This window comes from Pseudoxanthobacter sp. M-2 (genome assembly GCF_046156265.1).
GTDB lineage: Bacteria > Pseudomonadota > Alphaproteobacteria > Rhizobiales > Segnochrobactraceae > CAMDHY01.
In genome coordinates this window covers 93,628-119,250 of sequence record NZ_JAWDIR010000002.1, presented here as the reverse complement: position 1 = coordinate 119,250, position 25,623 = coordinate 93,628, and the positions used below count along the sequence as shown (strand labels likewise).

Sequence of the window (25,623 nt, the reverse complement as noted above, 5' to 3'; positions counted from 1 at the left end):
TGCCGCCCGGGGCGACGCCTCGGGCAGCCGGGTGGGGCCGCCGGTCGTCGGCGACCGGACCGTCAGCGGCCGGACCCTACGCGGCCTGGCGCTTCGCCTGGATCAGCTTGCGGTTGACCAGGACCTCGGCGATCTGCACGGCGTTCAGCGCCGCGCCCTTGCGCAGGTTGTCGGAGACGACCCACATCGCGAGGCCGTTCTCCACCGTCGGGTCCTCGCGGATGCGGGAGATGTAGGTGGCGTCCTCGCCGGTCGCCTCGTGCGGGGTGACGTAGCCGCCGTCCTCGCGCTTGTCGACGACGAGGCAGCCCGGCGCCTCGCGCAGCATCTCGCGGCACTCGTCGGCCGACAGCGGGTTCTCGAGCTCGAGGTGGACGGCCTCGGAGTGCGAAACGAACACCGGCACGCGCACGCAGGTGGCGACCACCTTGATCTTCGGATCGAGGATCTTCTTGGTCTCCACCGTCATCTTCCACTCTTCCTTGGTGAAGCCGTCGTCCAGGAAGACGTCGATGTGGGGGATGACGTTGAAGGCGATGCGCTTGGTGAACTTCTTCGATTCCACCGGGTCGGAGACGAAGATCGCCCGCGTCTGCTCGAAGAGCTCGTCCATCGCGTCCTTGCCGGCGCCGGACACCGACTGGTAGGTGGCGACGACGACGCGCTTGATGCCGGCGCGGTCGTGGATGGGCTTCAGCGCCACGACGAGCTGCGCGGTCGAGCAGTTCGGGTTGGCGATGATGTTCTTCTTGCGGAAGCCGGCGATGGCGTCGGCGTTCACCTCCGGCACGATCAGCGGCACGTCGGGGTCCATGCGCCAGGTCGACGAGTTGTCGATGACGACGCAGCCCTGAGCGGCGATCTTCGGCGACCACTCCTTCGAGATCGCACCACCGGCCGACATCAGGCAGATGTCGATCTTGGAGAAGTCGACCGTCTCGAGCGCCTTCACCTTCAGCGTCTTGTCACCGAAGGAGACCTCGGTGCCCTGGCTGCGGCGGGACGCGACGGCGACGACCTCGTCGGCGGGGAAGCCGCGCTCGTCGAGGATGTCGAGGATCTCGCGACCGACGTTGCCGGTCGCGCCGACGACGGCGACGGAATAGCCCATGGTTCTCAGCTCCTGCCTCCCGATGGCGCCCGGCGTGGCGGCGACCCGCGCGGGCGTCCGTCCCTCCCCGTCCCCGGGGAGTGCGGCGGGGGCGAGGAGAGGATCAGCGCGTCGTCGTGGTCGTTTTCGACGCAGGCCGCCCGGCCGCACCCTGACGCACGCGGTCGCCGCCACCGAAGCGGCGGGCGTCATGCGAGGCGAGAGGATGGGCAAAGGACATGCGAGGCCGCGTCACGCTGGAACTCGGCGGTGGTGATGACGGAAAACCCGCCGCCCGTCAACGGCGTGTGCGCCGGCGGCCGACGTGGCACCGCGGCCTGTGCGCAGCCGGGACGACCGCCCCGGCCCCGGCTCAGGCGCTGACGGCGGCCAGTGCGTCCTCGCGGGTGTCGGCCGACTTCAGGATCGACAGGAAGCCGGAGATCTCGAAGACCTCGCGGATGTGCGCCGGCAGCCGGCACAGCACCAGGGCTCCGCCCGCCTGCTTCAGCCGCTTGGCGACGACGAGAACGACGCGCAGGCCGGCGCTGGAGATGTAGTCGAGGCCCGAGAAGTCGACGACGATGCGGTTCGTGCCCGCCGTGACGTGGGCGAGGATTTCGCTCTCGACCGCCGCCGCGTTGTTGCTGTCGAGGCGCCCCTGGGGGAGCAGCACCAGCACATCGCCCGAGCGTTCCGTCGCAATCGTCATGATCGTTCCGTCGGTTGGGCCGCCGCCCTCACCCGGATCGGGACGCGATCGGGAGGGCGCGCGCGGCAGGGTTCGCGCGCAAGAACGGATACCGACCCCGCCGCCGCCTGTCCAGCCCGCGCCGGCTGTGGCATGAACGATGCGGAACCGGTGCGAGGTCCGGCAGGGCTCCGGGCCGGACCTTTGGGGTGTGCCGGTCCGGCCGGCGCCGCTGCGCGAGAGAGGACCGGGCCAGCATGAATCTGTCGCGTCTGCTGCTCGTCCCGGGCCCGCCCCGCCAGCGCCCGCCCGATCTCAGCTACGCCGCCGACGAGCGGCCGCCACTGGTGGCGCTCCTCAGTCTCGCCACGCAACACGCCGTGATGGCCCTGTCGCTCTCCGCCTACGTGCTGATCGCCTGCCGGTCGGCGGGGGTGGGGGCGGAGGCGACGCGCCTCATCCTGTCGGGGACGGTGTTGGCGATGGCGGTCGCGACGCTGCTGCAGGCGGTCGGCCGCGGTGTCGGCTCCGGCGGCCTGATCGTCCACATCCCCAATCCCTTCTACATCGGCATCGTCAGCGGGGCGATGAAGGTCGCCGGTCCCTCGGCGCTGGTGATGATCGGGCTGACGAGCGGCGTCGTTCAGCTCTTCGTGGCGCGCGCGATCCCCTATCTCCGCTCGGTCTTCCCCTCGCAGGTCGCCGGTGTCGTCGTGCTCGTGGCCGGCCTGTCGCTCGTCGAATACGCCTTCGAGGGTGGCCTCGGCCTCGACCACGCGAGCGCAGTGCAGCTGCCGGAGTTCATTGTCTTCCTCGTGACCTTCGGCGCCATCGCGGCACTGTCGGTGTGGGGCTCGCGCGCGCTGAAGCTCTATGCCCTGTTCGTCGGCCTCACCCTCGGCGTCGCCACGGCAGCCGGCTTCGGCATCCTGGAGGGGGGCGACCGGATCGCCGCCGCGCCGCTGTTCGGCCTGCCGGCGATCAGTCTGCCCGCCTTCGACGTCGGCGTCGGCACCCTCGCCGCCCTCTCGGTGATGGCGATCATGGTCGGCCTCGACACGCTCGCCTGCGTCGTCATCATCGACAAGATGGACGACGCGGCGTGGCGCCGCCCTGACATGCGCCGCGTCGCCGGCGGCATCACCGCCAACGGCATCGGCGACATCGCCTCCGGCGTCTTCGGCGGCATGCAGGTGGCGCCGTCCTCCGCCAACATCGGCCTCGCCCACGCGAGCCGAGCGACCTCGCGGGTCATCGGGCTCGTCGTCGCGGCGATGATGCTGGCGCTCGCCCTGATGCCGAAGCTAACCGTCACCCTGACGCTGATGCCGGGGCCGGTGATGGGGGCGGTGGCGCTCTATGCCGCGTCGTTCCTGATCGCCTCCGGCATCGAGCTCGTCGCGAGCCGCGCCCTCGACAGCCGCGGCGTCTTCCTGGTCGGCGTCTCCGTCAGCCTCGGCCTGATCGGCATCGCCTACGAGGACATGGTGTCGACGGCGCCCGATCTCGTACGCGCGCTCTTCGAGGATGCCGTGATCGTCGCGGGCGTCAGCGCGGTCGGCCTCAACCTGCTGTTCCGCCTGAATTCGCGGCAGACGGCCACCTATGTGCCGACGGGCGAGGGCGGCTCGGCCGCCGTGACGGCGATGCTCGAGAAGCAGGGCTCGGCCTGGGGCGTGCGCCGGGACGTGCTGAACCACGCCAAGCTCGCCGCCGGCGAGGCCGTGGAGCTGCTCGAACGTGGCGGATCGCCGCGGCGCCTCACGGCCGTGACGGCGTGGTTCGATGAAACCGACCTGACCGTGGAACTCGTGCACTCCGGCGATCCGGCCGTCATCCATGCCCCCGCCCCGGTGGCCCCCGGCGCCGACCTCGACGAGGCGGCGTTCCAGGAGGCGGCATCGGCCGCGATCCTGACGCGCCTCACCGACCGGGTCTCGAGCGGATCGCGCGACGGTGGCTCCTATCTGCTACTGCACTTCGAGCACTGATCCGGTAGTGTCGCGCGGGTACGCGTGTCGAGCCCGGAGGCCGTCGCGATGCATCATGCTGGGGAGTCGCCTGCCGTGAATCTCACGTTCCTCGAAGAGCTTCTGCTGTTGTGCCTCGACGACGAGACGGGCCTGCTCCGGCCCGCGTTCGCGCCGTGGCTCGATACCGCGGGCGCCGGCGCTCTTCTGATGGACCTCGCGCTCAAGGATCGCGTCGATACCGATCCGAAGCGGCTCGACGTCGTCGACAAGACGCCGACCGGCGAGCCTCTGCTCGACGAGGCCCTGGCGCTCGTCGCCGAGATGCCGAACGGGCAGCCGATCGACGCCTACCTGGCGCAGCTCTCGCGCCACGGCGAGCACTTCCGCACCGAGGCGCTCGACCGGCTGGTCGAGCGCGGCGTCCTCAAGGTGAAGGACGACCGCTTCCTCTGGGTGTTCAAGACGCGCGCCTACCCGGTGGTGGACGGCCGTGCCGAGCGGGAGGTGAAGCGGCGCCTGTTCGCCATCCTGTTCGACGACGAGATCCCCGATCCGCGCGACGTCGTGCTGATCAGCCTCGTCTCGGCGTGTAACCTCCTGCCGATGATGCTGTCGGCCGACGAGTGCGAGCATGTCCGCGACCGTGTCGAGACGATCCGCAAGATGGATCTGATCGGCCAGTCGGTCGGCCGCGCGATCCGCGACATCGAGTGGTCGATTGCCCTGACGCAGACGGGTTTCTGACAGACACCGACGCTGACAGCCGCGGCACCGCAGACCGCCGAGCCGCGATAGGCCGATGCAGACGCTCCAGTACCTCCGGCCGACGCTCTACGCGACCTGCTTCTTCTCGATGCACGTCGCGGTCGCGATGCTGCTGCCGGCCTTCGTCGACCTGGCCGACGGCAGCCCCGACTGGATGGTCTTCGTCGGGGTGAGCGTCGCCGTCTTCGTCGTCTCGCTGCTCGGCATCCTGTCGCTGCGCCAGCCGCTGCCGCGCTTCTCGCCGCGCTTCGGCTTCCTGGTGACGACCGTGCTGTGGTTGTCGACGTGCTTCGTCGGTGCCCTGCCGTTCTACTTCTCGGCGCTGAACCTCAGCTTCGCGCAGTCGGTGTTCGAAGCGGTCTCGGGGCTGACGACCACCGGTTCGACGGTGATCGCCGGCCTCGACAACGTGCCGCGCGGCATCCTGCTGTGGCGGGCGCTGCTGCAGTTCTTCGGCGGTATCGGCATCGTCGCGATCGGGCTGTTCCTGTTTCCGTTCCTGCGCATCGGCGGCATGCAGCTGTTCCGGGCCGAATCCTCCGACCGCTCGGACAAGGCGCTGCCCCGCGTCGTCCAGCTGACGACGGCGCTGGTCGTCATCTATGTCGGCCTCAACGTCCTCTGCACTCTCGTCTATGCCGCCCTCGGCATGACCTTCTTCGATGCCGTGACGCACGCCATGGCGACGGTGTCGACGGGCGGCTTCTCCACCCACGACGCCTCCTTCGGCTTCTTTCCGAGCCCGGCGATCCACTGGGCCGCCATCGTCTTCATGATCCTCGGCGGCCTGCCGTTCGTGCTGTTCGTCGACCTCTGCGTCAACGGCAAGCTGACGCTGTTCAACGACATCCAGGTCCGGGTCTTCGTCGCCGCCATCGTCGCCGCCTCGATCGCGCTGGCGATCTGGCTGACGGCGACGCACGACATGGCGTTCCATGACGCCCTCACCCACGCCGCCTTCAACGTCACGTCGATCATCACCACAACGGGTTTCGCCTCGACCGACTATGCGCTGTGGGGGCCGTTCGCGGTGGCGCTGTTCCTGATCCTCACCTTCATCGGCGGGTGTTCGGGATCGACCACCGGCGGCATCAAGATCTACCGCTTCATCATCGTCTTCGCCGCCCTCAACCGGTCACTGCACCGGCTCGTCTATCCGAACGCGGTGGTGCCGCTGCGCTACGGCGACCGGCGGGTCGATGCCGACGTTTTCGAATCGGTGATGACCTTCCTGATCGCCTTCTTCGCCCTCCTGGCGATCATCACGGTGCTGCTGTCGCTGACGTCCGGCCTCGATCTCGTCACCAGCCTGACCGGTGCCCTGACGGCGCTCTGCAATGTGGGCCCCGGCCTCGGCGACATCATCGGCCCGGCCGGCAACTTCGCCACCCTCGACGACGCCGCCGTCTGGGTGCTGTCGGCCGCCATGTTGCTCGGCCGACTGGAGATCATGACGATCCTCGTCCTGCTGTCGCCGATCTACTGGCGCTCCTGACAGCTCAGCTGGAGCCGCCGAGGCAGGTCACGAGGCTCGCCGCGAGGTCGCCCATCAGCTCGAAATAGAGGTCGGCGCCGGGCGTGTGGGCGGCCGCGGCGTCGGGATCGAGCACGCCGGTGCGCACGCCGGTGTCCTCCACCAGCCGGGTGACGACACGCGGCTCGAACTGCGGCTCGGTGAAGACGCAGACGGCGCCGCGCTCGGCGATGGTGGCGCGGATTTCCTGGATGCGCTGGGCGCCCGGCGCGCGGTCGGGGCTGACGGTGACCGTGCCGACCGCCGTGAGCCCGTAGCGGGCGTCGAGATACTGGTAGGCGTCGTGGAAGACGATGAACGGCTTCTCGCGCACCGGCGCGAGCTCCGTCTCGAGCTGCGCGTCGAGGGCGGCGATGCGGGCCTCGAGGGCGGCGCCGTTCGCGGCGTAGCGGTCGGCGTTGGCGGGATCGGCGTCGGAGAGGGTGGCGACGATCGCCCGGGTCATCGCCGCCGCGTTGCGCGGGTCGAGCCACAGGTGCATGTCGTGCTCGCTGACGTGGGCGTGCGCCTCCGCCTTGGCGTGCGCGGCGTGTGCGTCGTGGGCATGCGCGTCGTGACCGTGGGCGTCGTGCGCGTGGTCGTGCGCATCGGCGTGGGCCTCCGCTGGCGCAGCCGCGTGATCGTGATCGTCCGCATGATCGTGGGCATCCGCCGTGCCGTGGGCGGCCGCCTCGTGCTCGTGGTCGTCGTGGTCCTCATGCCCGGCCGCGGCGTGCGCCGGGCCATCGGCGTTAGCGCCGTGATCGTGATCGTGATCATGGTCCGCGTCCGGCTCAGCCGCTGCATGGTCGTGGTCGTGATCATGATCCGCGTCCGCCGGATCCGCCTTCGCCTCGGTGCTCCCGTGATCGTGACCGTGGTCGTGGGCCTCCCAGATGCCGCCCTCGCGCAGCGGCATCAGCCGCAATCCCGGCGCCTCCGAAAGGTCGACGACGTCTGCCTGGCTCGCCAGCGTCGCGAGGGGATCGTCCAGGAAGGCCTCGAGGCCGGGCCCGACGCGGAAGACGATCTGTGCGCCAGAGAGGGCGGCCGCGTCGGACGGCTTCATCGTGTAGGTGTGCGGCGACGCCCCGCCCTTGACGAGCAGCGTCGGCTCGCCGACGCCCGCCATGACGCCGGACACCAGCGAGTGCATCGGCGCGATCGAGACGACGACGCTCGGCGGCGGCGACGGTGCCTCGGTCTCCGCGTGGAGCGCCGGCATTCCGAGGCTGCCGATCCCGACGGCGCACGCCGCCGGCAGCGCGAGGCGGACGGTGGCGCTCGTGAGAGTACGACGCATGGGATGTCTCCGCTCGGTCTGTTGGGGAAGCTGTAACTTTATAACGTTGCGCCCGCGCCGGACAAGCGGCCATATGCGCGCTCCGGGGCGGCGGCGGGTTCGGCCGGGCGGCCTCGGCGGCGATGGGACGGACGGCGTGGGATCTGAGGGCGCGGAACGGGCGGTCGGTCGGACGGTGGCGCCGGGAGACGGCGGCGCGCGCGCAGCGCTCGTCTCGGCCACCGGCCTCGGCATCCGGCGCGGCGACCGCTGGCTGCTGCGCGACGTCGATCTCGCCGTGCGGGCGGGCGAGATCGTCACCGTGATCGGCCCCAATGGCGGCGGCAAGACGACGTTGCTGAAGGCGCTGATCGGCCTGATCCGCGCCGACGCCGGCCGGGTCGAGCGCGGCGCCGGCCTCGTCATCGGCTACGTGCCGCAGCGCCTGCAACTCGAGTGGACGATGCCGCTCAGCGTCGAGCGGCTGATGACGCTGACCGGCCGGCCGCCTGCGGGCGCGGTGGACGAGGCCCTCCGCTCGACGGGGGCGGCGCACCTGAAGGCGCGCGCCGTCCAGGCGCTTTCGGGCGGCGAGCTGCAGCGGGTGCTGCTCGCCCGTGCGCTGGCGCGACGGCCCGACCTGCTCGTTCTCGACGAGCCGGTGCAGGGCGTCGACTTCACCGGCGAGACGGAGCTCTACGGACTGATCGGCGAGATGCGCGACCGCACCGGCTGCGGTGTGCTGCTCGTCTCCCACGACCTGCACGTCGTGATGGCGGCGACCGACCGCGTCATCTGCCTCGACGGCGGCGTTCAGTGCAGCGGCCGCCCGCGCGAGATCGCCGCCGACCCGGCGCTGGTGCGCCTGTTCGGGCCGCGCTCGGCCGAGGCGAAGCTCGCCGTCTACGCCCACGACCACCACCATCACGACGGCTCGCACGACCACAGCCATCCTCACGACGATCATCCGGACGGCCACGGCCCCCACGACCACGGCTCCCACGACCATGGCGGTCGCGCCCACGGCAGCCACGCGCACCACCCCGGCGCCCCGCCGCCACCACCGGCGCGCGGGGCCTAGCCATGCCGGACGAGTTCCTCGTGCGCGCGGCACTCGCCGGCGTCGGCGTGGCGCTGGTGGCCGGCCCGCTCGGCTGCTTCGTCGTCTGGCGCCGCCTCGCCTACTTCGGTGACACCATGGCCCACTCGGCGCTGCTCGGGGTGGCGCTCGGGCTGGCGCTCGGCATCTCGACGCAGATCGGCGTTCTCGTCGTCGCCCTCACCGTCGCCGTGCTGCTGGCGGTGCTGGAGCGCCTGCGCACCATTCCCTCGGACACGCTGCTCGGCATCCTCTCTCACTCGGCGCTGTCGATCGGGCTGGTGGCGGTCGGCTTCATGGCGTGGCTACGGGTCGATCTGCTCGCCTACCTGTTCGGCGACGTGCTGTCGGTGTCGTGGGGGGAGGTGGCGCTCGTGCTCGCCGGGGGCGCCGGCGTGCTCGCGGTGCTCGCCTGGCTGTGGCGCGACCTCGTCGCCGCAACCGTCAGCCCCGACCTCGCCGCGGCGGAGGGCGTCGACGTCCTGCGCAGCCGCATCGTCTTCACGCTCCTGATGGCGGTGGTCATCGCCATCGCCATGAAGATCGTCGGCGTGCTGCTCATCACCTCGCTCCTCATCATCCCCGCCGCGACGGCGCGCCGCTTCGTCGCCTCGCCCGAGGCGATGGCGGTGGTGGCGGCGCTGGCCGGCGCCGTCGCGGTGCTCGGCGGCCTCGTCTTCTCCCTCGTTGCCGACACCCCGTCCGGCCCCTCGATCGTGGTGACGGCGCTGGCGCTGTTCATGCTCTCGCTGGTGCCGCTGCCGATGCTGGCGAGCCGCCGCTAGAAGGCCCGCCGCAGGGAGCGAATCGCGGGCGAATCACCGATTGTCGGCGGCGAACCGTGCGCGCTATGCTCGTGCCACTCCGGCGGGTGGGGCGGGGGATGGCGCGCGCGGCGAGCACGGGCGGGGGACTGCGATGTCGCGTCGCCGCCACGGCGGCCGCGGGCGGCGCGGCGCTGCTGCCGGTCGCGGTGATGGCCGGGGCATGGACGCTCGAGCCCGGCACCGGCCAAGTCATCGTCACGCTCGAGAGCAAGCTCGCCACGCAGGAATTCGACGGCAGCGGCGACCGCGTCTCGCGCTCCCGCTACGCCAAGGCCGAGCTCTCCGCCTACGCCGAATACGGCCTCGCCGAGGGGCTGACGGTGCTGTTCTCGCCGCGGTTCGAGGACGTCAACGATTCCTCGAAGTGGGGCGGGGCGCGCACTGGCCTCGGCTACACCGAGATCGGCGCGCGGGCGCGGTTCGTGCGCTTCGAGGCGGAGAGGCCGGGGGTCTGGCAGGGCTCGGTGGTGTCGATGCAGGGCTCGGTGCGCATCCCCGGCTCGGTCGACGATAACGATCCGCTGCTCGTCGGCAACAACGTCTTCGAGATCGACGGGCGCCTTCTCTTCGGCACGAGCTTCATGCTCGGCCCGTGGTCGAGCTTCGTCAACGCCGAGGCCGGCTACCGCTGGCGCGACGGCGACCCGCCGAGCGAACTGCGCGGCGACCTCACCTTCGGCGTGCGGCCGCGGCCGGACTGGCTGGCGCTCGCCCAGGTCTTCCAGGTCAACACCGTCGGGGGCGGCAGTGGCGGCTTCAAGGCCGGCGCCTACACGCGGGTGCAGCTTTCCGTCGTCCACGACCTCGATGCCCGCTGGTCGGTGCAGGTCGGGGCCAACTCGGTCGTCGCCGGGCGCCGCGCGCTCGCCGAGAACGGCGTCATGCTGGCGGTCTGGCGGCGCTTCTGACGAGGCTTCCGGCGCGCATCGCCTCAGCGGCGCGCCTCCAGCGGCCCGGTGTCGTCGGCCTCGGCGGCGAGCAACTCGTCGAGATAGCGTTTCAGCACCGCCCGTTCCGGCACGGTGCCGGCGAGCCGGCCGTTCGCGTCGAGTACCGGCAGGACGCCGGCGATGCCCTCGGCGATCGTCTCGACGTGGTCGGCGACGGCATCGGCGACGTGGGCGGTCGCCGGCACCGCTTCGATCAGCGTTTCGATCGGCGTCTCGGGGGCGGAGAGGAAGGTCTCGAGCAACCGGTCGCGCCGGACGAGGCCACGGAAGCTGCCGTCCGCCGCCTCGACGGCGACGACGAGGGCGAAGGTGCCGCGGCTTGCGTTGGCCGCCTCGCCCACCGGCAGGCCCTCGGCAAAGCGCGGCACGTCGGCCAGCGGCACGTCCGCCAGCTTGAGGTCGCGCAGGCGGCCGACGTCGCGTGGGCCGGTGAGGTCGCGCCCGCGCACGTGGAAGCGCCAGGTCGAGAAGGAGTAGCCGAACCAGCGCTTGGTCAGGAGGTTCGCCACCACCACTGCAATCGCGACGGAGACGATGCCGGAGTGGATGCCGGTCGTCTCGACCGCGAGCAGCACGATCGCGAGCGGCGTGCCGACGATCGCCGCCGCCACCGCCGACATGCCCGTCACCACGGCGAGCCCGCTCGGTTCGGCCGGTCCGAGCAGCGGCGCCACGGCCGCGACGTGCAGCAGCGAGCCGAAGGCGGCGCCGAGGAACAGCGAGGCCGAGAACAGGCCGCCGCGGAAGCCCGAGCCGATGCAGACGATCGAGGCGGCCGCCTTGGCGACGACGATCGCCGCCAGTGCCCCGATCGTGGCGTCGTGGCCGAGGATGTTGTTGATGCCGGCGTGGCCCGGCCCGGTGACGACCGGCACCAGGATCGCGAGCCCGCCGAGTGCCGCCCCGCCGATCACCGGCCTGAGCGCCTTCGGCCCCGGCAGGCGCGCCAGGACGGCCTCCACCGTGGTGGTGCCGCGCATCACGACGATGCCGACGAGGGCGCTGGCGATGCCGACGAGGACGGCGAACGGATAGTGCCAGAGCGCCGGCCCGACGATGTGGGCGGCCGGGAAAAGCGGGTTCGGCCCGATGATGAAGTGGGTGGCGAGCCCGCTCGCTGCCGCGGCCAGAAGCGTCGGCGCGAGCGCCCGGACGGCGTAGCCGCCGACCACCAGTTCGAGCGCATAGACCGCGCCGGCGAGCGGCGCGCCGAAGATCGCGGCGATGCCGGCGGCCGTGCCGCACGACACCAGCACCCGCAGCGCCCGTCGCGACACGCCGAGGCGCTGGCCCGCGACGGAGAGCAGGCCGGCGCCGATCTGCGTCATCGCCGCCTCGAAGCCGACCGAGCCGCCGATCGAGATCGACAGGCTGCACAGGCCGACGAGCACCAGGCTGTCGCCGAGCGACATCCGCCCGCCTTCCAGCGCGTTCGCCTCGACGGGATCGGTGATCGACAGCCGGTTCAGCCGCCCGGCGAGCCAGAGGACGAGGCCGAGAACGAGGCCGCCGAGCGTGGTGACCGTGAGGATGCGCCAGGGCGGCACGCCGCCGGTGCCGACGACGTCGACGTCGGCGCCGAACAAGAGCGTCTGGATCTCGCCGACGAGGGTGTGGGTGGCGGCGACGATCACCGCGATGAAGAGCCCGCCGACGGCGGCGAGCGAGAAGACGATCAGGCGCTCGCGGTCGGACGGGTCGGCGTCGTCGCGCGGGGACGCGGACGGCAGCGCACCCGGCGCAGATGTGTCGCTCACCTCCGCCGCCCCCCGGCTGCTGCTGCTACGGGTTACGCAGGCCCACGGCGCGGAACGTCACCGTGCAGTTGTCGTCGAAGTTGAGCTTGGTGAGCTTGCCGGTGATCGTCACCTGGGTGGTCGAGCCGTCGATCTTCGAGGGCGAGATTTTCATCTCGCTGTAGGTCGAGGTCCAGGTCGCGACGCCGTTCCAGCGATCGAGCTGTGTCAGTTCGTACTCGCCGGCCGTCTTGAACGTCTTGGTGGTGGGGACGATGACGATGGTGCCGTTCGGATTGACGAGGACGAAGCCCGGCTTGGCGACCTTGTCCGGGGTCTTCATGCCCCACAGCACGGTGCCATAAGACATGGCGCGGGTGTCGCCGACCATGTTCTTGCATGCCTTGTTGGCCGCCGTGACCAGGAAGGTGCCGGTGAAGAGGTACTGCGTCTGCTGCGCCGCCGCGCCCGTCGCCAGGGTGGCGGCGATGGCGAAGGCGGCGAGGCCGGCGAGTTTGGACTGCGCTTTCAAGGACATGGGCTCCAGAGTGGCTGGCCGGTCCGCGCTCAGCGCGGGATCAGCAGCCAGAGATCGATGTCGAGGACGACGGCCGGGTCGTAGGCGCCGGCGGCGTCGCGGTCGGGAAAGTCGTGGCACGGCCGGTTCTTGGCGGCAACCGTCCTGATCCTGAGCGCACCGGCATCCGGCCGCCCCTCCAGTTCCTCGGCGGCGAGCACCTCGGACCACGCATAGAGGGTGTCGCCGGCGAAGACCGGTGCGACGTGGCGACCGCCGTTGATCGCCGCGACGTGGAAGGCGTTGGCGAGGCCGTTGAACGACAACGACCGGGCGATCGAGATGACGTGGCCGCCGTAGACCAGGCGTCGGCCGAAGCGACCGGCCGCCTCGGTATGCTGGTTGAAGTGCACCCGCGCCGTGTTCTGATAAAGGCGGGTCGCCAGCTGATGCTCGCTCTCCTCGACCGTCGTGCCGTCGACGTGGTCGATGCGCTCGCCGACGGCGTAGTCGGCGAAGCGGTGCGGCGAGCCGGAGAGGTCGTCGTCCCAGGCCTCGATGTCGATCAGCGGGGCGGCGTTGCCGATGACGTCGACGCCGACGGCGGCCGGCACGTTCGGCACGTGGCCCGGCGGGGCCGGGGTGCCGGGGTCGCGCTTGTTGACCATCACCCAGCGGACATAGTCGACCACCTCGGTGCCGTCGTCCTTGTAGCCGGTCGAGCGGACATAGACGACGCCGGTCCTGCCGTTCGAATTCTCCTTGAGGCCGATCACCTCGGAGATCGCCGACAGCGTGTCGCCCGGATAGACCGGCGCCAGGAAGCGGCAGCCGGCATAGCCGAGATTGGCCACCGCATTCAGCGAGATGTCCGGCACCGTCTTGCCGAAGACGGTGTGGAAGACGAGCAGGTCGTCGAGGGGCGCCTGCGGGTAGCCGATGTCGCGGGCGAAGCGGTCCGACGACTGCACGGCGAAGCGGCCGCCATAGATCGCCTGGTAGAGCGCGGCGTCGCCGACCGTCAGTGTGCGCGGGGTGGCGTGGCGGATCACCTGGCCGAGCTCGAAGTCCTCGAAGAAGTTGCCGGCCTTCGTCTTCGTCATGCGCGCCTCGCCCGCCACGGGAGGACGCGACAGTGGCCGATGGCTCCGCCGTCGGCAAGCGGCCGGGAGACGCGAAATCGGCGCACCCCGGAGGGACAGGGCGACGGCGCGTCTACACCTTCTTTCCAGTTGCCAACCTTGGGGCGCCGGGGCTTTATCGGCGGCACGAACGAGACTGCGCCACGGCGCGGCGGCCGGCGACGGCCGGCTCGCGATCGAAGGCGTGACCGATCCCGATCGGGGGCGAAGGGGTCGCCTCCTGCAGAACACCATCCGAGGAAACACTCATGAAGCGTCGTGAATTTCTGAAGTCCGCCGGCCTCGCCTCGGCCGCCGCGGCGACGACCGCCGCCGCGCTGCCGATGCCGGCGATCGCCCAGGACGCGCCCGAGCTCAACTGGCGCCTGACCTCGAGCTTCCCGAAGTCGCTCGACACCATCTATGGCGGCGCGCAGTTCTTCGCCGATCGGGTCTCGGCGCTCACCGGCGGCAAGTTCAAGATCCAGGTGTTCGCGGCGGGCGAGATCGTCCCGGGCCTGCAGGCGCTCGACGCCGTCTCCAACGACACCGTCGAGATGTGCCACACCGTCAGCTACTACTATGTCGGCAAGGATCCGACCTTCTGCCTCGGCGCCGCGATGCCGTTCGGCCTGAACGCCCGCCAGCAGAACGCCTGGCTGTACCAGGGCGGCGGCAACGAGCTGATGAACGAGTTCTACAAGGGCTACAACGCCGTCGGCTTCCCGTGCGGAAACACCGGCGCGCAGATGGGCGGCTGGTTCCGCAAGGAGATCAAGTCCGCCGCCGACCTGCAGGGCCTGAAGATGCGCATCGGCGGCTTCGCCGGCCAGGTGATGTCGAAGGTCGGCGTCGTGCCGCAGCAGATCGCCGGCGGCGACATCTATCCGGCGCTGGAGAAGGGCACGATCGACGCGGCGGAGTGGGTCGGCCCCTACGACGACGAGAAGCTCGGCTTCTACAAGGTCGCTCCCTATTACTACTATCCCGGCTGGTGGGAGGGTGGCCCGACCGTGCACGCCTTCGTCAACCTCGCCAAGTTCGAGGCGCTGCCCGATACCTACAAGGCGGCGATCCAGTCGGCCTCGGCCGAGGCCAACACCTGGATGCTGGCGAAGTACGACATCGAGAACCCGGCCGCGATCAAGCGGCTCTATGCCGCCGGCGCCAAGGTGACGGCCTTCCCGCTCGACGTGCTGAACGCCTGCTTCGCCGCGGCGCAGGAAGTCTACGCCGAGACGACGGCGAAGAACGAGAACTTCAAGAAGATCTATGACGCCATCGTCGCCTATCGCGCCGAGGCGGACCTGTGGTTCCAGTACACCGAAGGCACCTTCGACCAGTACATGTACTACCTGCAGCGCGAGGGGAAGCTGACCCCGACCTGATCGCCGCTGCGGTCGGACGATGACGGAAGGGCGCCGGCGACGGCGCCCTTTCTCGTTTGGTCAGTTCGGGTGAGACGTCGGCGCCTCCGGGGTCAGCCGGGGCGTCCCGTCCTGACGGCGCAGCCCCTGCCGGATTTCCCCGGCGACCTGCCGGACCGACGGCTCGTAGCCGCTGTCGGCCTCGATCTGGCCGACGCATCCCCAGCAGTTGCCGCCGCAGTCGATCGACAGCGCATCCTGCTCGCTGTCGAGGGGACGACGACAGATCTCGCAGACACGCACCATCGTCTCCGCTCAGGCTGCCTTCATCAGCGCGACGTGCTCGGCCACGATCGCGTCGATGTCCGTGTCCGGGCGGAAGCCGAGGGCGTTCGCCCGGTCGGTGCGGATGCCGGCCGGCCAACTCGCAACGATCTTCCCGATGCGTGCATCCGGCGTCCGTTCGACGAGGCCGGTGTCGCCGCCCGCCCGCCCGAGGGCTGCGATCATCTCCGCCACCGCCACCGTGATGCCGGGCAGGTTCAGCGTCGCGTCGCCCTCGAAGGCCTCCGGCGGAAGGGCCGCTGCGTGGACGAGGTTGCGAACAACCGTGTCCGGCGAGGAGATCCACAGCCGCAGGCTCTCGGCCACCGGCAGCACGGCGCGTTCGCCGGCGAGGGGCTCGCGCAGGATCGAGCTCGCAAACGACGAGGCGGCGGCGTTCGGCTTGCCCGGCCGCACCACCACTGTCGGCAGCCGCACCGAGCGCCCGTCGATGTCGCCGCGCCGCGTCCGGTCGGCGACGAGATACTCGCCGATCACCTTCTCTGCGCCGTAGGAGCTCGCGGGCTTCGGCGTCGTCGCGTCATCGACGAAGCCGTCCGCCCCGACGCGCCCGAAGGCGGCGACCGAGCTCGCGAAGACGAGACGGGGACGGCGGCCGCCGGCCGCGAGGACGTCGAGCAGCGCCCGCGTGCCGTCGACGTTGACGCGCATGCCGAGCGCGAGGTCCGCCTCGGCGGCGCCGGAGACGACGGCGGCGAGGTGGAAGACGACGTCGACACCGTCGCCGGCCGCGCCGGCAAGGGCGGCCGTGTCGCAGAGATCGGCCGTCGCGAGCGCGACGCGCCGGTCGGCGAAGGGAGCGGGCGGAACCGCGTCGAAGGCGGTGATGGCGGTGACGGCCCGGCCGTCGAGGCCTTCCGCCAGCAGGCGTTCGATCAGACGACGGCCGAGAAAGCCGCCGCCGCCGGTGACGAGGATGTGCATCGTGTTCTTGTCCCTCGGCCTCATTGCCGCGCCGCTCGAACGGCGGGGCGAGGACATTGGCCGCTCACGCGGGCAGGATCAATGTAGATGGGGTCGGCGCCCCGAGGGTGCGCGCCCGGATGCGGCGGACGGGAACCTGGAGAACGGCATGGCGAAAGAGATCGAGCGGAAGTTCCTGGTGACGGGCGACGGCTGGCGGGCCGAGGTCCGCGAGACGGCGCGGCTGCGCCAGGGCTATCTCTTCGCCGACGAGCGCATCGCCATCAGGGTGCGGACGGCGGGCGAGACGGCCTACCTGACGATCAAGGCCGACAACACGGCGGTCACACGCGACGAGTTCGAATACGAGATTCCGTTCGCCGACGCCGAGGCGATGCTCGCGCTCTGCCGCGGCGGTCTCGTCGACAAAACCCGCCACACGCTGGACCGTCCAGGCGGCCACTGGACCGTCGACGTCTTCGCCGGCGCCAACGAGGGCCTGGTGGTCGCCGAGGTCGAGCTCGAGACCGACGACACCGCGGTCGCCGTTCCGGACTGGGCGGGCGAGGACGTCACCGCCGACCGGCGCTACCGCAACGCAGCGCTGTCGACGAAGCCCTTCACGAGTTGGTGAGGGAGACGACCGAGGCGCGCCGCCCGGCACGCCCTCGCGTCACTTTCGTCCAAGATCGGCAGCGGCCGCCCCGCTAAACACCGGCCATGATCGCGCTTCCGGACCTCGCCGCGTCACCCGAACCCTCCCCCTGGCACGAGGCCCGCGCCGGGGCCGTGGCCATCCTGCCGGCGACAGTGGCGGTGGTGCCGTTCGCCCTGCTGCTCGGTGCGCTCGCCGCCGAGAAGGGGCTGTCGCCGCTGGAAGTGGCGCTGATGTCGGGCCTCGTCTTCGCCGGCGGCTCGCAGTTCGTCGCCCTCGACTTGTGGACGACGCCGGCCGCCTGGGTGACGCTCGGCTCGGCGGCGCTGCTGGTCAACCTCCGCCACATCCTGATGGGTGCCTCGATCGCGCCGAAGATGGCGGGGTTCCACCCGATCGCCCGGGTGCTGGCGCTGCTGCTGCTGGCCGACGAGATCTGGGCGATGGCGGAGCGGCGGGCGGCAGCACGACCGCTGACGCCCGCCTTCTATGCCGGTCTCGGCGGGCTTCTCTACGTCAACTGGGTGGTGTTCACGACGGCCGGCGCGGTCGTCGGCGCGCGCCTCGGCGATCCGGCCGCCTACGGCTTCGACTTCGCCTTCACCGCGATCTTCATCGGGCTGATCGCCGGCTTCCGCCACACGCGCGGCTTCCTGCCGACGATTGCGGTGGCGGGCGTCGCCGCCGTCGGGGCGCGCATGCTGCTGCCGGGCCCGGTGTCGATCGCCGTGGGAGCGGCCGCCGGCGTCGCCGTCGCAGCCCTGCTGCCGACCCGCCGGGAGACCGCTCCGTGAGCCTCGATCCGGCGACGCTCGCGGCCATCCTGGCGATGGCGGCGGCGACGGTGTTCACCCGCCTCGCGGGACTGGTGGTGCCGGCGTCGGCCTTGCGCCATCCGCGAGCCCGGGCCGCCTTCGAGGCGGTGCCGGCGGCCGTGCTCGCCGCCCTGATCGCCCCGACGGTGCTGGCGACGGGCTGGCCGGAGACGATCGCTGCGGTGCTGACGGCGCTGGCCGCGCTGCGCCTGCCACTCATCGCCGTCGTCGCCGTCGGCGTCGTCGCGGCGGCGCTGCTGCGGATGATGGCGGGCTGAGGCGGAGGCCGCCCCGCCGCCCCGATGCATCAGCCGGCGGGGCGCCAGCCCGTCACCTTGAAGCCGAAGCTGCGCAGGATCTCGGCCGTCGTACCGTCGCCGCGGCCGATCAGCTCGAGGCTGTCGACGTGCAGGTCGCGGATGATCTGCGAGCAGACGCCGAACTCGAGGAGGTCGAGGCTGCGGGACTGGCCCTCGCGGCGCGCGCGCAGCCGCTCCGACGGATAGGGCGCCACCTCGTAGAGCAGCACGGCGAGGCCGCGACCTTCCCGCCCGATCATCTCGAGCGCCGTCTGGAAGACGCCGCCCTGGTGGTCGAAATCGTCGAAGATGACGTCCTGCAGGAGGTTGACCGCCTGGACGCGGGTCAGCACCGGCCCGCCGGCGGCGATGTCGCCCTTCGACAGGGCGAAATGCTCGGTCTGGTCGAGGGAGTTCTTGTAGACGGTGAGGTCGAAGGTGGCGCCGTTGCGGGTCGTCACCTGATCCCGCGAGGCGGCAAAGACCGTGCGCGGCACGTAGGCGCCGAAGTTGCCGTAGCCGTAGAGAAGCGGCGGCGGCTCGGCCTGCATCTGCACATCGAGGACACGGCCGAGGAAGATCGTGTGCGTGCCGCCGTCGATCACCTGCACGGTGCGGCAATCGAAGGAGGCGGGCGCGTCCGACAGGATCGGACAGCCGGTCGGCGCCGCCTTCCAGCGGCCGGTGACGAAACGCTCCTCGCGCCGCCGGCTCGACGAGAAGATGCGGGCGATCTCGGCGTGGTTCTCCGCCAGGATGGTGATGGCGAAGACGCCCGAGCGCATGACGACGTCGTGGGCGCTGGCGTTCTTGTTGATGCAGACGAGCAGCGTCGGCGGTTCCATCGAGACCGAGGTCACCGACGAGGCGACCAGCCCGACGCGCTCGCCGCCGTCGATCGTGCTGATGATGCAGACGCCGCTGAACAGGCTCCGCATGCCCTGGCGGAAGAGCTCCGGCTGCACGGTGCCGGCCTCGCCGACGATCTGGTCCATGGGTCGGTCCGTCCCGTTCGGCGTCGCCCGTCCCGCCGTCAGGCGAAGGCCTTCGCCAGCCGCCGCGCGCAGTCGGTGAGCGCCTCGTCCGCCTCGTCGAGAAGGCCGCGCAGCGACACGAAGCCGTGGATCATGTCGCCGTGGCGGACGTGCTCGACCGGCACGCCGGCCTCCGCCAGCCGCGCCGCGTAGGCGTCGCCCTCGTCGCGCAGCGGGTCGAAGCCAGCCGTCAGCACGAGTGCCGGCGGCAGGCGCGTGAGGTCCGGCGCCAGCAGCGGCGATGCGAGCGGATGGGTGCCGTCGCCGTCGGGACCGAGATAGCTCGCGATGTAGAAGGGCATCGAGTTGAGGAGATAGCCCTTCGAGAACAGCCGTTTGGACTCGGTGTCGCTGGTCAGATCCGTCACCGGGTAGATCAGCAGCTGGTAGCGGAGCTCCGGGCCGCCCTCGTCGCGGGCGGCGAGTGTGACGGCGGCGGCGATGTTGCCGCCGGCGCTGTCGCCGCCGACGGCGATGCGGCGGGCGTCGATGCCGAGGCGGGCGGCGTCGTCGGCAACGGCGCGCAGGACAGCCAGCGCGTCGTCGACGGCGGCCGGGAAGCGGTGCTCGGGCGCGAGGCGGTAGTCGACCGACAGCACGGCGCACGGCGTCTCGTGGGCCAGCACCCGGCAGAGCGAGTCGTGGGTGTCGAGGTCGCCGCGGATGTAGCCGCCGCCGTGATAGTAGATCAGCAGTGGCCACGCCTCGGCCCGCGAGCCTTCCGGCACGTAGAGGCGGGCCGCGATCGGTCCGGCCGGCCCGGTGAAGCTCGTCTCGGTGACGCCGACGGCCTGTGGCGCCGGCGCGTCGACGGCGAGGATGTCGGCCTTCCACTCCTGCCGTGCCTCGTCCGGGTCCTGGACCTCGACCGGCGTGGCATTCGGGTTCTCCGGCGCCGCGAGGATGGTGCGCAGCTTCGGGTGCAACTCGTCGGGACGCGTGTTCATGCGGCGATGTCTCACTCGGCCGCGGTGGCGTGGAAGGAGGCCGGTGCGCTGGTGAAGCGCGGCATCACCTCCTCGGCGAAGCGCTTCAGCCAGCGTCGGCGCGGTCCGGTCGGCACGCCCGGCGTCGCGGTGTGGATGAGGAACATGTTGAAGCCGGCGTCGATGTAGCTCTGCAGCTTGCGCGCCGCCGTGTCCGGCGTGCCGACGAGCTGCCACTCGCACCACGGCGGGATGTTGACCGGGTCGCAGCGCTTCTTCATCCCGGCGAAGGCGTTGCTCCAGGCCTTGTAGCCGGCGATGTCCTTGTAGTGGTCGGCGTCGGCCTCGTAGTGGTCGACCTGCGCCTTCATGAACGGCGGAATGTGCGTCTGCGCCTGGCGCACCGCCTCGGCGTCGCTGTCCTCGATGACGCAGTTGATCATGATCGGCATCGGCACGTTGGTCTCGAAGCCGTGGCTCTTTGCCCGCTTCGCCCACTCGACCAGCGTCGCCGCCTGGGCGTCTAGATTGCCGATGGTCGTGCAGATCGGCGGCAGCCCCTCGTCGGCCATCACCTGGGCGCTTTCCGGGCTCGCGCCGATGGCGCCGTAGAAGTGCAGGTTGTCGAGGGGCGCCTTCGGGCGCAGCCGCGTCTCCTTCGGCACCGACAGGATCTGGCCATCGAAGGTGAAGCTGTCCTTGCTGAGGCCGTCACGGACGATGCGCAGCGTCTCGATGAAGCGGACGCGCGCCTCCTCCATGTCGATGCCGAAGCGGTCGTACTCGTACTTCGCCGTGCCGCGGCCGAAGCCGAGATGGATCGGCGCGTCCGTCAGCAGGCGCAGCTGCGCGATCGAGCCGGCGAGCCTCAGCGCGTTGTACCAGGGGGCGATCAGCACGCAGGTGCCGAGCCCGGCCTCGGGGAAGCGGCCGGCGATGTGCGACAGGAAGGCGAGCGGATCCGGGGTCGGGAAGTAGTCGGAGAAGTGGTGCTCGATCATCCACACTGTGCGGTAGCCGAGCCCCAGGCCGATCTCGACGTCGCCGATCAGGTCCCGGTACATCTGGCGGTCGCTGGTTCCGGCGCCGCCGGACGCGGTCGCCACGAAGCCGAATTCGAGTGGCCGGCTGGAAGTCATCCGTTTCGCTCCCTGCGTGGCGCTCCTGGCGCCCAGGCCGAGTCTGTCGGCCCGAAGTCCCGGCACGATAGCAGGGCGATGACCAATGGTCTATAAGTTAGACCAAGAGACCCGCTGGATGCGCTGGTGCCGCGGTCACGGCGCGAAGACGGCGCCCGCTCAGCCGGCCTCCCGCATCGCCTTCTTCGCCTTGGGCAGCAGGCCGTGCAGCGCCCGGCGCGTCGCCTCGATGTGCGCCTGCATGTGGTCGGCGGCGGCGGTCGCGTCGCGGTCGCGGACCGCCTCGAAGATCGCCGCATGGTGCTCGTTGGCGTGGTCCTCGAGGCGGGTGAAGACCCGGCCGATCGGCAGGAACATCGCCGCGCGGGCATCCTCCACCGCCTTCACCAGGAAGGGGTTGAGCGATGCCTGGGCGATGCCGAGGTGGAACTCCGAATCCCAGGCGCTGAAGCGGGCGATGTTGCCGGTGCGCTCGCGGGCTTCCGCCGTGGCGCCGAGCCGGTCCATCTCCTCGAGGGCCCGCCCGAGCCGCTTCAGATGCGTCTCCGTCCGCCGGGTGGCGGCGAGAGAGGCGGCGGCGCATTCGTTGGCGAGGCGGAACTCGAAGACGCTGTCGAGCAGGCCGCGCTGGGCCTCCATGTAGGACTTCACCTGACCGGGCGTGAGCTTCGCCTGGCCGAGGACGATGAGGCCGCCGGTGGCGCCGCGGCGCACGGTGACGAGGCCTTCGCCTTCGAGCACGCGCACCGCCTCGCGGATCGTCGTGCGCGAGACGCCCATCTGGCTGGCGAGGTCGCGCTCCGGCGGCAGCTTGTCGCCGGGAAGGAAGCGGCCGAGATAGATGGCGCGGCGCACCTGCTCCACCACCAGCTCGTAGGTGGCGGTGGCGCGCACCGATCCGATCAGCGGCATCTCCACGTCGACGGCCGTCACTCACCCCTCCGTCCGATTCGTCACCGCCGAGGACCGGCGGCGACGAGGGTCTAGCACAACCGCGCGGCGATCTCCTGCCGGGCGGTCCGGCCCCGAAGGCCGACGCACCGCGCCCTATACGCCGCAGGTCAGCTCTTTAGACCACAGGAACGGTCAGGACGCGTAGCGCGCCACATAGCGGTCGGCGGCGAGCCGGAAACAGTCGACGGGTGCGCTGACGATGCCGGCGCCGATCTGGCCGCCGCCGGCCCCGGCGATGCCGATGTCCATGACCGGCAACGTGCCGGTGTCCAGCACCTTGAACACGTCGATGCCCGTCGGCGTGCCGCGATAGCCGAGGGCGGGCAGCTTGAAGTCGGGGTTCTCGCCGGCGGTGATGGCATAGAGGCCGAGATTGCGGGCGATCATCGCCTCGTAGGAGCCGCCCTGGTAGGCCTGCAGCGTCGGCGCGCCGGCCTGGGCGAAGCCGCCGAGGCCGATCGTCTCGGTGATCGGGCTCTCGCCGCCCATCCAGGTGATCTCCGAAGCGTCGTGGCCGGGAAACAGCTTCGCCTCGACCGAGGCGTGCGGGCCGCGCACCCAGCCGTCGAGCCCGGAGACGCGAACGCCGAACTCCTTGCAGCTGAACGCCATCGCGGTGACGAGGCTCGATCCCTCGACGCCGTGCGCCGCGTCCGCCGTCGCCTTGGCGGCGGCCATCGACAGGCGCAGGAAGAAGTAGTGGTCCTCGGTGAGGATCTCGAGAGTGCGGCGCACCGCGGCGGGCTTGCCGGCGTAGAGGTCGAGGAAGGCCGGAAACAGCTCGCGGGCGAACATCAGCGAGGCGGCGGTGTTCCGGCTGTGCAGTTCGTCGCCCATGTTGAGGGCGCGGATCATCAGGGGCTTCAGCGGCACGCCGCCGAGCGCCCGCACCGCCTCGCCGATCATCGGGCCGACGACCGTGCCGATGGTTTCGAGCTGCGCCTTCACGGTGTCGTCGTAGACGCCGTAGTTGAGGCGCTTGGGCGACTTGCCCTCGTACATGTTGCAGAAGCCGCGCGTCCCGAACGGGGCGTTCTCGACGACGAACACCGGCATCGAGGCGGTGTAGATGCCGGCGAGCGAGCCGACGCAGCCGTGGTCGTGGCAGCCGCCGACGACGATCTCGCCGCGGTCGAACCTCGCGATCGCCTCTTCGCGTGTGGCAGCCAATCCCTCGAACAGCGCGCCGCCGATCAAGGCGTCTCGCTGGCCGCCGACATAGTCGCACCAGGCGAGCGGCGGACCGGAGGTGAGCACCGTGTTCGCCGTCATGCCTGGCACCACCTCGATCGCCGGGCGGACGTCGACGAGCACCGGCTCAGACGTGGTGAGGCGGCGGAACGCCTCGGCGTTCGCGGCCGCGCGGCGGGCCTCGGCGGCCGGGCTCATCGCGCCGTCACCCCGCCATCGACGAACAAGGTCGTACCGGTGACGTAGGAGGCGCGGTCGGACAGCAGGAACTCGACCGCGTCAGCGATCTCCTCGCAGGTGCCGAAGCGGCCGAGGGGGATTTCCTGCTTGAGGCGGGCGACCACCTGTTCCTCGCTGCCGCCCCAGCCGATGGCACGCATCGACGGGCTGAGCGGCAGAGCCAGGATGAACCCCGGCGCGATGGCGTTGACGCGGATGCCGCGGGGCGCGAGCTCGCAGGAGAGATAGCGCGTGAACGCCTCCAGCCCCGCCTTCGACGCCCCGTACATCGAGGCGCCGGGTAGCCGGCCGAGCGAGCCGGTCACGCTGGAGATGTTGACCACCGAGGCGCCGGGGGCGAGGTGGGCGTCGGCGGCGCGGCAGACCCGGGCGGAACCCGCGACGTTGACCTGCCAGACGGCGTCCATGTCCTCGTCCTTGACGGCGTCGATCGGCGTGTAGCGGACGATGCCGTGGCAGTTGACGACGCCGGCGAGGGGACCGCCGGCGAGCGTCACCGCCGCTGCCACGCAGGCATCGACGCTCGCCGGATCGCGCACGTCGAGATGGTGCACCAGCACATCGGCCAGGCCGCCGTCGACGGGGGTGCCGTTCCGGCCCGGATCGACGGCCATGTCGGCGGCCACCACGCGCCAGCCCTCGCCGGCGAGCCGCCGGTAGATCGCCGAGCCGATCCCGCCGACGCCGCCCGTCACCAACACCGTCCGCTTGTCGCTCACCTGCAGTCTCCTCGAAGTCCGTGAATGTCAGTGGTCCGAGCTTTGGCCCAATTGGCCGCGGGCGCGCAAAGGCTTCCGGCGGCCGTGCCGCCGGTCGTCAGATGCGCTCGAAGTAGCGCATCATCTCCCAGTCGGTGACGGTCTCCTGCTCGAACGCCTCCACCTCCTGGCGGGCAAAGTGCAGGAGGTGGGCGTGCGTGACGTCGCCGAACGACGCCTTCGCCGCGTCGCTTCCGGCGAACAGGTCCACGGCGTCGCGCAGTGTCGGTGGCACCCGCGGCAGCGAGCCATCGAGATAGGCGTTCGCCTCGTAGATCTCAGGCGTCGGCAGGCCCGCCTCGATGCCGTCGAGGCCGCTCGCCAGGATGCCGGCGAGCATCAGATAGGGGTTGGCGTCGGCGCCGGGGATGCGCGATTCCACCCGGAAGCTCGGTCCGTGGCCGACGAGGCGGAAGCCGCAGGTGCGGTTGTCGCCGCCGCAGACGAGCTGCACAGGGGCGAAGGATTCCTTCCGGAAGCGCTTGTAGGAATTGATCGTCGGCGCGAACAGCATGGCGTAATCGCGCCCGCCGGCGATCATGCCGGCGACGAACGAGCCGAAGCGCGGCGCCATGTGGCTGTCGGTCGAGGCGTCGAAGCTCGCCGGCTTGCCGTCCGTGCCCCACAGGCTGACGTGGACGTGGCAGGACGAGCCGATCTCGTCGATGAAGGGCTTGGCCATGAAGGTGGCCGACAGCCCGTGCTGGCTGATGATCTCCTTCACCCAGTTCTTGTAGAGGAGGTGGCGGTCGGCCATCTCCAGCGCATCGGCGTAGCGCAGCGCGATCTCCTGCTGGCCGAGGCCCCACTCGGTCTTGGCGTTCTCGACCTCGATGCCGGCGGCTTCCATCATCTCGCGCATCTCGCCGATCAGCGGCTCGTCGCGGGTCGACTGCAGCATGTGGTAGTCGGCGCGGTAGCGTGACGTCGGCTTGAGGCCGCGATAGCGCTTCTCCCAGGCCTCGTCGTAGCTGTCGCGGAAGACGAAGAACTCGAGTTCGCTCGCGCACTTGAACGACAGGCCAAGGGCTGCGGCGCGGGCGAGCTGGCGCTTCAGGATGGTGCGCGGCGCCACCGCCATCTCGGTGCCGTCGTGGTCGACGGCATCGCACAGAACGAAGGCCGTCTTCGGCACCCACGGCAGCACGCGGATGGTGGCGAGGTCCGGCCTCAGCACGCAATCCTGGAAGCCCTTGTCCCAGCCGGTCAGCGCGTATCCGGGGCGGGGGTCCATGTCCATGTCGACGCAGAACAGATAGACCGAGGCATGCACGCCCTCGGAGCCGAGCGCGGCGGAGAGGAAGTTCTTCGCCGTCAGCCGCTTGCCGACGAGCCGCCCCCACAGGTCCGGCATGGCGCAGATGACGGTGGCGATCTCGCCCGCCGCGATGCGGCTCTTCAGGTCGTCGACGGTGAGGAGGGTGCTCATGCGG

At 70.8% G+C, this 25,623-nt stretch carries 25 protein-coding genes; 10 read left to right on the top strand and 15 right to left on the bottom strand.

What is annotated here, in order from left to right; all coding sequences use genetic code 11:
* Positions 1–76 precede the first annotated feature (76 nt).
* Positions 77–1,111, bottom strand: coding sequence for an aspartate-semialdehyde dehydrogenase (locus RUR49_RS01540; RefSeq protein WP_409144568.1), 1,035 nt, complete (start codon positions 1,109–1,111; stop codon positions 77–79).
* Positions 1,112–1,463: 352 nt separating this feature from the next.
* Positions 1,464–1,802, bottom strand: a complete 339-nt coding sequence (locus tag RUR49_RS01535; protein WP_409144567.1) for an STAS domain-containing protein — start codon at positions 1,800–1,802, stop codon at positions 1,464–1,466.
* A gap of 236 nt (positions 1,803–2,038) precedes the next feature.
* On the opposite strand from RUR49_RS01535, the gene RUR49_RS01530 reads away from it, so the two are divergent.
* From RUR49_RS01530 to RUR49_RS01520, 3 genes are all read left to right on the top strand, one after another.
* Complete coding sequence (locus RUR49_RS01530) at positions 2,039–3,772, top strand: solute carrier family 23 protein (RefSeq protein WP_409144566.1); 1,734 nt, start codon at positions 2,039–2,041, stop codon at positions 3,770–3,772.
* A gap of 75 nt (positions 3,773–3,847) precedes the next feature.
* Positions 3,848–4,498, top strand: a complete 651-nt coding sequence (locus RUR49_RS01525) for a GOLPH3/VPS74 family protein (protein WP_409144565.1) — start codon at positions 3,848–3,850, stop codon at positions 4,496–4,498.
* A gap of 55 nt (positions 4,499–4,553) precedes the next feature.
* Positions 4,554–6,014 (top strand): TrkH family potassium uptake protein, encoded by a 1,461-nt coding sequence (locus tag RUR49_RS01520; protein WP_409144564.1) that lies wholly within the window; start codon positions 4,554–4,556, stop codon positions 6,012–6,014.
* Between the two features lie 4 nt (positions 6,015–6,018).
* On the opposite strand, the gene RUR49_RS01515 is transcribed toward RUR49_RS01520, so the two are convergent.
* Complete coding sequence (locus RUR49_RS01515) at positions 6,019–7,335, bottom strand: zinc ABC transporter substrate-binding protein (RefSeq protein WP_409144563.1); 1,317 nt, start codon at positions 7,333–7,335, stop codon at positions 6,019–6,021.
* Positions 7,336–7,471: 136 nt separating this feature from the next.
* Between RUR49_RS01515 and RUR49_RS01510 the strand changes: the two genes are divergently transcribed.
* The 3 genes from RUR49_RS01510 (at position 7,472) to RUR49_RS01500 (ending at position 10,148) form a co-directional block, all read left to right on the top strand.
* Positions 7,472–8,395, top strand: coding sequence for a metal ABC transporter ATP-binding protein (locus RUR49_RS01510; protein WP_409144562.1), 924 nt, complete (start codon positions 7,472–7,474; stop codon positions 8,393–8,395).
* 2 nt (positions 8,396–8,397) lie between these two features.
* Positions 8,398–9,198 (top strand): metal ABC transporter permease, encoded by an 801-nt coding sequence (locus RUR49_RS01505; RefSeq protein ID WP_409144561.1) that lies wholly within the window; start codon positions 8,398–8,400, stop codon positions 9,196–9,198.
* 98 nt (positions 9,199–9,296) lie between these two features.
* Positions 9,297–10,148: a hypothetical protein gene (locus RUR49_RS01500; RefSeq protein ID WP_409144560.1), complete on the top strand. Its 852-nt coding sequence runs from the start codon at positions 9,297–9,299 to the stop codon at positions 10,146–10,148.
* A 23-nt stretch (positions 10,149–10,171) separates the two neighbouring features.
* Here RUR49_RS01500 and RUR49_RS01495 read toward each other — a convergent pair whose 3' ends face one another.
* Genes RUR49_RS01495 through RUR49_RS01485 form a run of 3 tightly spaced genes read right to left on the bottom strand, consistent with a single transcriptional unit; the run spans position 10,172 to position 13,546 of the window.
* Complete coding sequence (locus RUR49_RS01495) at positions 10,172–11,947, bottom strand: chloride channel protein (RefSeq protein ID WP_409144559.1); 1,776 nt, start codon at positions 11,945–11,947, stop codon at positions 10,172–10,174.
* A gap of 25 nt (positions 11,948–11,972) precedes the next feature.
* A complete protein-coding gene (locus RUR49_RS01490; RefSeq protein ID WP_409144558.1) occupies positions 11,973–12,458 on the bottom strand; it encodes a hypothetical protein in 486 nt (161 codons plus the stop codon).
* Positions 12,459–12,493: 35 nt separating this feature from the next.
* Positions 12,494–13,546 carry a MaoC family dehydratase gene (locus tag RUR49_RS01485; RefSeq protein ID WP_409144557.1) on the bottom strand — a complete coding sequence of 351 codons (1,053 nt, stop codon included), beginning with the start codon at positions 13,544–13,546 and terminating at the stop codon, positions 12,494–12,496.
* A 287-nt stretch (positions 13,547–13,833) separates the two neighbouring features.
* On the opposite strand from RUR49_RS01485, the gene RUR49_RS01480 reads away from it, so the two are divergent.
* Positions 13,834–14,952: a TRAP transporter substrate-binding protein gene (locus tag RUR49_RS01480; protein ID WP_409144556.1), complete on the top strand. Its 1,119-nt coding sequence runs from the start codon at positions 13,834–13,836 to the stop codon at positions 14,950–14,952.
* 60 nt (positions 14,953–15,012) lie between these two features.
* Here RUR49_RS01480 and RUR49_RS01475 read toward each other — a convergent pair whose 3' ends face one another.
* Entirely contained in the window at positions 15,013–15,234 is a 222-nt protein-coding gene (locus tag RUR49_RS01475) for a hypothetical protein (protein WP_409144555.1), read from the bottom strand.
* Positions 15,235–15,246: 12 nt separating this feature from the next.
* Positions 15,247–16,224, bottom strand: coding sequence for a D-erythronate dehydrogenase (gene denD / locus RUR49_RS01470; RefSeq protein ID WP_409144554.1), 978 nt, complete (start codon positions 16,222–16,224; stop codon positions 15,247–15,249).
* Between the two features lie 124 nt (positions 16,225–16,348).
* Between denD and RUR49_RS01465 the strand changes: the two genes are divergently transcribed.
* From RUR49_RS01465 to RUR49_RS01455, 3 genes are all read left to right on the top strand, one after another.
* Positions 16,349–16,813, top strand: a complete 465-nt coding sequence (locus RUR49_RS01465) for a CYTH domain-containing protein (protein ID WP_409144553.1) — start codon at positions 16,349–16,351, stop codon at positions 16,811–16,813.
* A gap of 86 nt (positions 16,814–16,899) precedes the next feature.
* Positions 16,900–17,628 carry an AzlC family ABC transporter permease gene (locus RUR49_RS01460; protein WP_409144552.1) on the top strand — a complete coding sequence of 243 codons (729 nt, stop codon included), beginning with the start codon at positions 16,900–16,902 and terminating at the stop codon, positions 17,626–17,628.
* Positions 17,625–17,927, top strand: a complete 303-nt coding sequence (locus tag RUR49_RS01455; RefSeq protein WP_409144551.1) for an AzlD domain-containing protein — start codon at positions 17,625–17,627, stop codon at positions 17,925–17,927. Before RUR49_RS01460 ends, RUR49_RS01455 begins: the two co-directional genes overlap by 4 nt.
* Before the next feature lie 29 nt (positions 17,928–17,956).
* Here RUR49_RS01455 and RUR49_RS01450 read toward each other — a convergent pair whose 3' ends face one another.
* From RUR49_RS01450 to RUR49_RS01420, 7 genes are all read right to left on the bottom strand, one after another.
* On the bottom strand, positions 17,957–18,943 hold the full coding sequence (locus RUR49_RS01450; protein WP_409144550.1) for a flavin reductase: 987 nt from the start codon (positions 18,941–18,943) through the stop codon (positions 17,957–17,959).
* A 38-nt stretch (positions 18,944–18,981) separates the two neighbouring features.
* Positions 18,982–19,929, bottom strand: a complete 948-nt coding sequence (locus RUR49_RS01445) for an alpha/beta hydrolase (protein ID WP_409144549.1) — start codon at positions 19,927–19,929, stop codon at positions 18,982–18,984.
* A gap of 11 nt (positions 19,930–19,940) precedes the next feature.
* Positions 19,941–21,047 (bottom strand): LLM class flavin-dependent oxidoreductase, encoded by a 1,107-nt coding sequence (locus tag RUR49_RS01440; protein ID WP_409144548.1) that lies wholly within the window; start codon positions 21,045–21,047, stop codon positions 19,941–19,943.
* A gap of 159 nt (positions 21,048–21,206) precedes the next feature.
* Positions 21,207–21,980, bottom strand: coding sequence for a FadR/GntR family transcriptional regulator (locus RUR49_RS01435; RefSeq protein ID WP_409144547.1), 774 nt, complete (start codon positions 21,978–21,980; stop codon positions 21,207–21,209).
* A gap of 153 nt (positions 21,981–22,133) precedes the next feature.
* Entirely contained in the window at positions 22,134–23,390 is a 1,257-nt protein-coding gene (locus tag RUR49_RS01430) for a DUF1116 domain-containing protein (RefSeq protein WP_409144546.1), read from the bottom strand.
* Positions 23,387–24,151, bottom strand: a complete 765-nt coding sequence (locus tag RUR49_RS01425; protein WP_409144545.1) for an SDR family NAD(P)-dependent oxidoreductase — start codon at positions 24,149–24,151, stop codon at positions 23,387–23,389. Before RUR49_RS01425 ends, RUR49_RS01430 begins: the two co-directional genes overlap by 4 nt.
* A gap of 97 nt (positions 24,152–24,248) precedes the next feature.
* Positions 24,249–25,619 carry a glutamine synthetase family protein gene (locus RUR49_RS01420; RefSeq protein ID WP_409144544.1) on the bottom strand — a complete coding sequence of 457 codons (1,371 nt, stop codon included), beginning with the start codon at positions 25,617–25,619 and terminating at the stop codon, positions 24,249–24,251.
* Positions 25,620–25,623 lie beyond the last annotated feature (4 nt).

Bases quoted from the DNA above. Each gene is read 5' to 3' on its own strand.
- RUR49_RS01540 (WP_409144568.1), bottom strand. From the start codon at position 1,111: ATGGGCTATTCCGTCGCCGTCGTCGGCGCGACCGGCAACGTCGGTCGC.
- RUR49_RS01535 (WP_409144567.1), bottom strand. From the start codon at position 1,802: ATGACGATTGCGACGGAACGCTCGGGCGATGTGCTGGTGCTGCTCCCC.
- RUR49_RS01530 (WP_409144566.1), top strand. From the start codon at position 2,039: ATGAATCTGTCGCGTCTGCTGCTCGTCCCGGGCCCGCCCCGCCAGCGC.
- RUR49_RS01520 (WP_409144564.1), top strand. From the start codon at position 4,554: ATGCAGACGCTCCAGTACCTCCGGCCGACGCTCTACGCGACCTGCTTC.
- RUR49_RS01515 (WP_409144563.1), bottom strand. From the start codon at position 7,335: ATGCGTCGTACTCTCACGAGCGCCACCGTCCGCCTCGCGCTGCCGGCG.
- RUR49_RS01505 (WP_409144561.1), top strand. From the start codon at position 8,398: ATGCCGGACGAGTTCCTCGTGCGCGCGGCACTCGCCGGCGTCGGCGTG.
- RUR49_RS01500 (WP_409144560.1), top strand. From the start codon at position 9,297: ATGGCGCGCGCGGCGAGCACGGGCGGGGGACTGCGATGTCGCGTCGCC.
- RUR49_RS01485 (WP_409144557.1), bottom strand. From the start codon at position 13,546: ATGACGAAGACGAAGGCCGGCAACTTCTTCGAGGACTTCGAGCTCGGC.
- RUR49_RS01480 (WP_409144556.1), top strand. From the start codon at position 13,834: ATGAAGCGTCGTGAATTTCTGAAGTCCGCCGGCCTCGCCTCGGCCGCC.
- denD (WP_409144554.1), bottom strand. From the start codon at position 16,224: ATGAGGCCGAGGGACAAGAACACGATGCACATCCTCGTCACCGGCGGC.
- RUR49_RS01465 (WP_409144553.1), top strand. From the start codon at position 16,349: ATGGCGAAAGAGATCGAGCGGAAGTTCCTGGTGACGGGCGACGGCTGG.
- RUR49_RS01460 (WP_409144552.1), top strand. From the start codon at position 16,900: ATGATCGCGCTTCCGGACCTCGCCGCGTCACCCGAACCCTCCCCCTGG.
- RUR49_RS01450 (WP_409144550.1), bottom strand. From the start codon at position 18,943: ATGGACCAGATCGTCGGCGAGGCCGGCACCGTGCAGCCGGAGCTCTTC.
- RUR49_RS01445 (WP_409144549.1), bottom strand. From the start codon at position 19,929: ATGAACACGCGTCCCGACGAGTTGCACCCGAAGCTGCGCACCATCCTC.
- RUR49_RS01440 (WP_409144548.1), bottom strand. From the start codon at position 21,047: ATGACTTCCAGCCGGCCACTCGAATTCGGCTTCGTGGCGACCGCGTCC.
- RUR49_RS01430 (WP_409144546.1), bottom strand. From the start codon at position 23,390: ATGAGCCCGGCCGCCGAGGCCCGCCGCGCGGCCGCGAACGCCGAGGCG.
- RUR49_RS01420 (WP_409144544.1), bottom strand. From the start codon at position 25,619: ATGAGCACCCTCCTCACCGTCGACGACCTGAAGAGCCGCATCGCGGCG.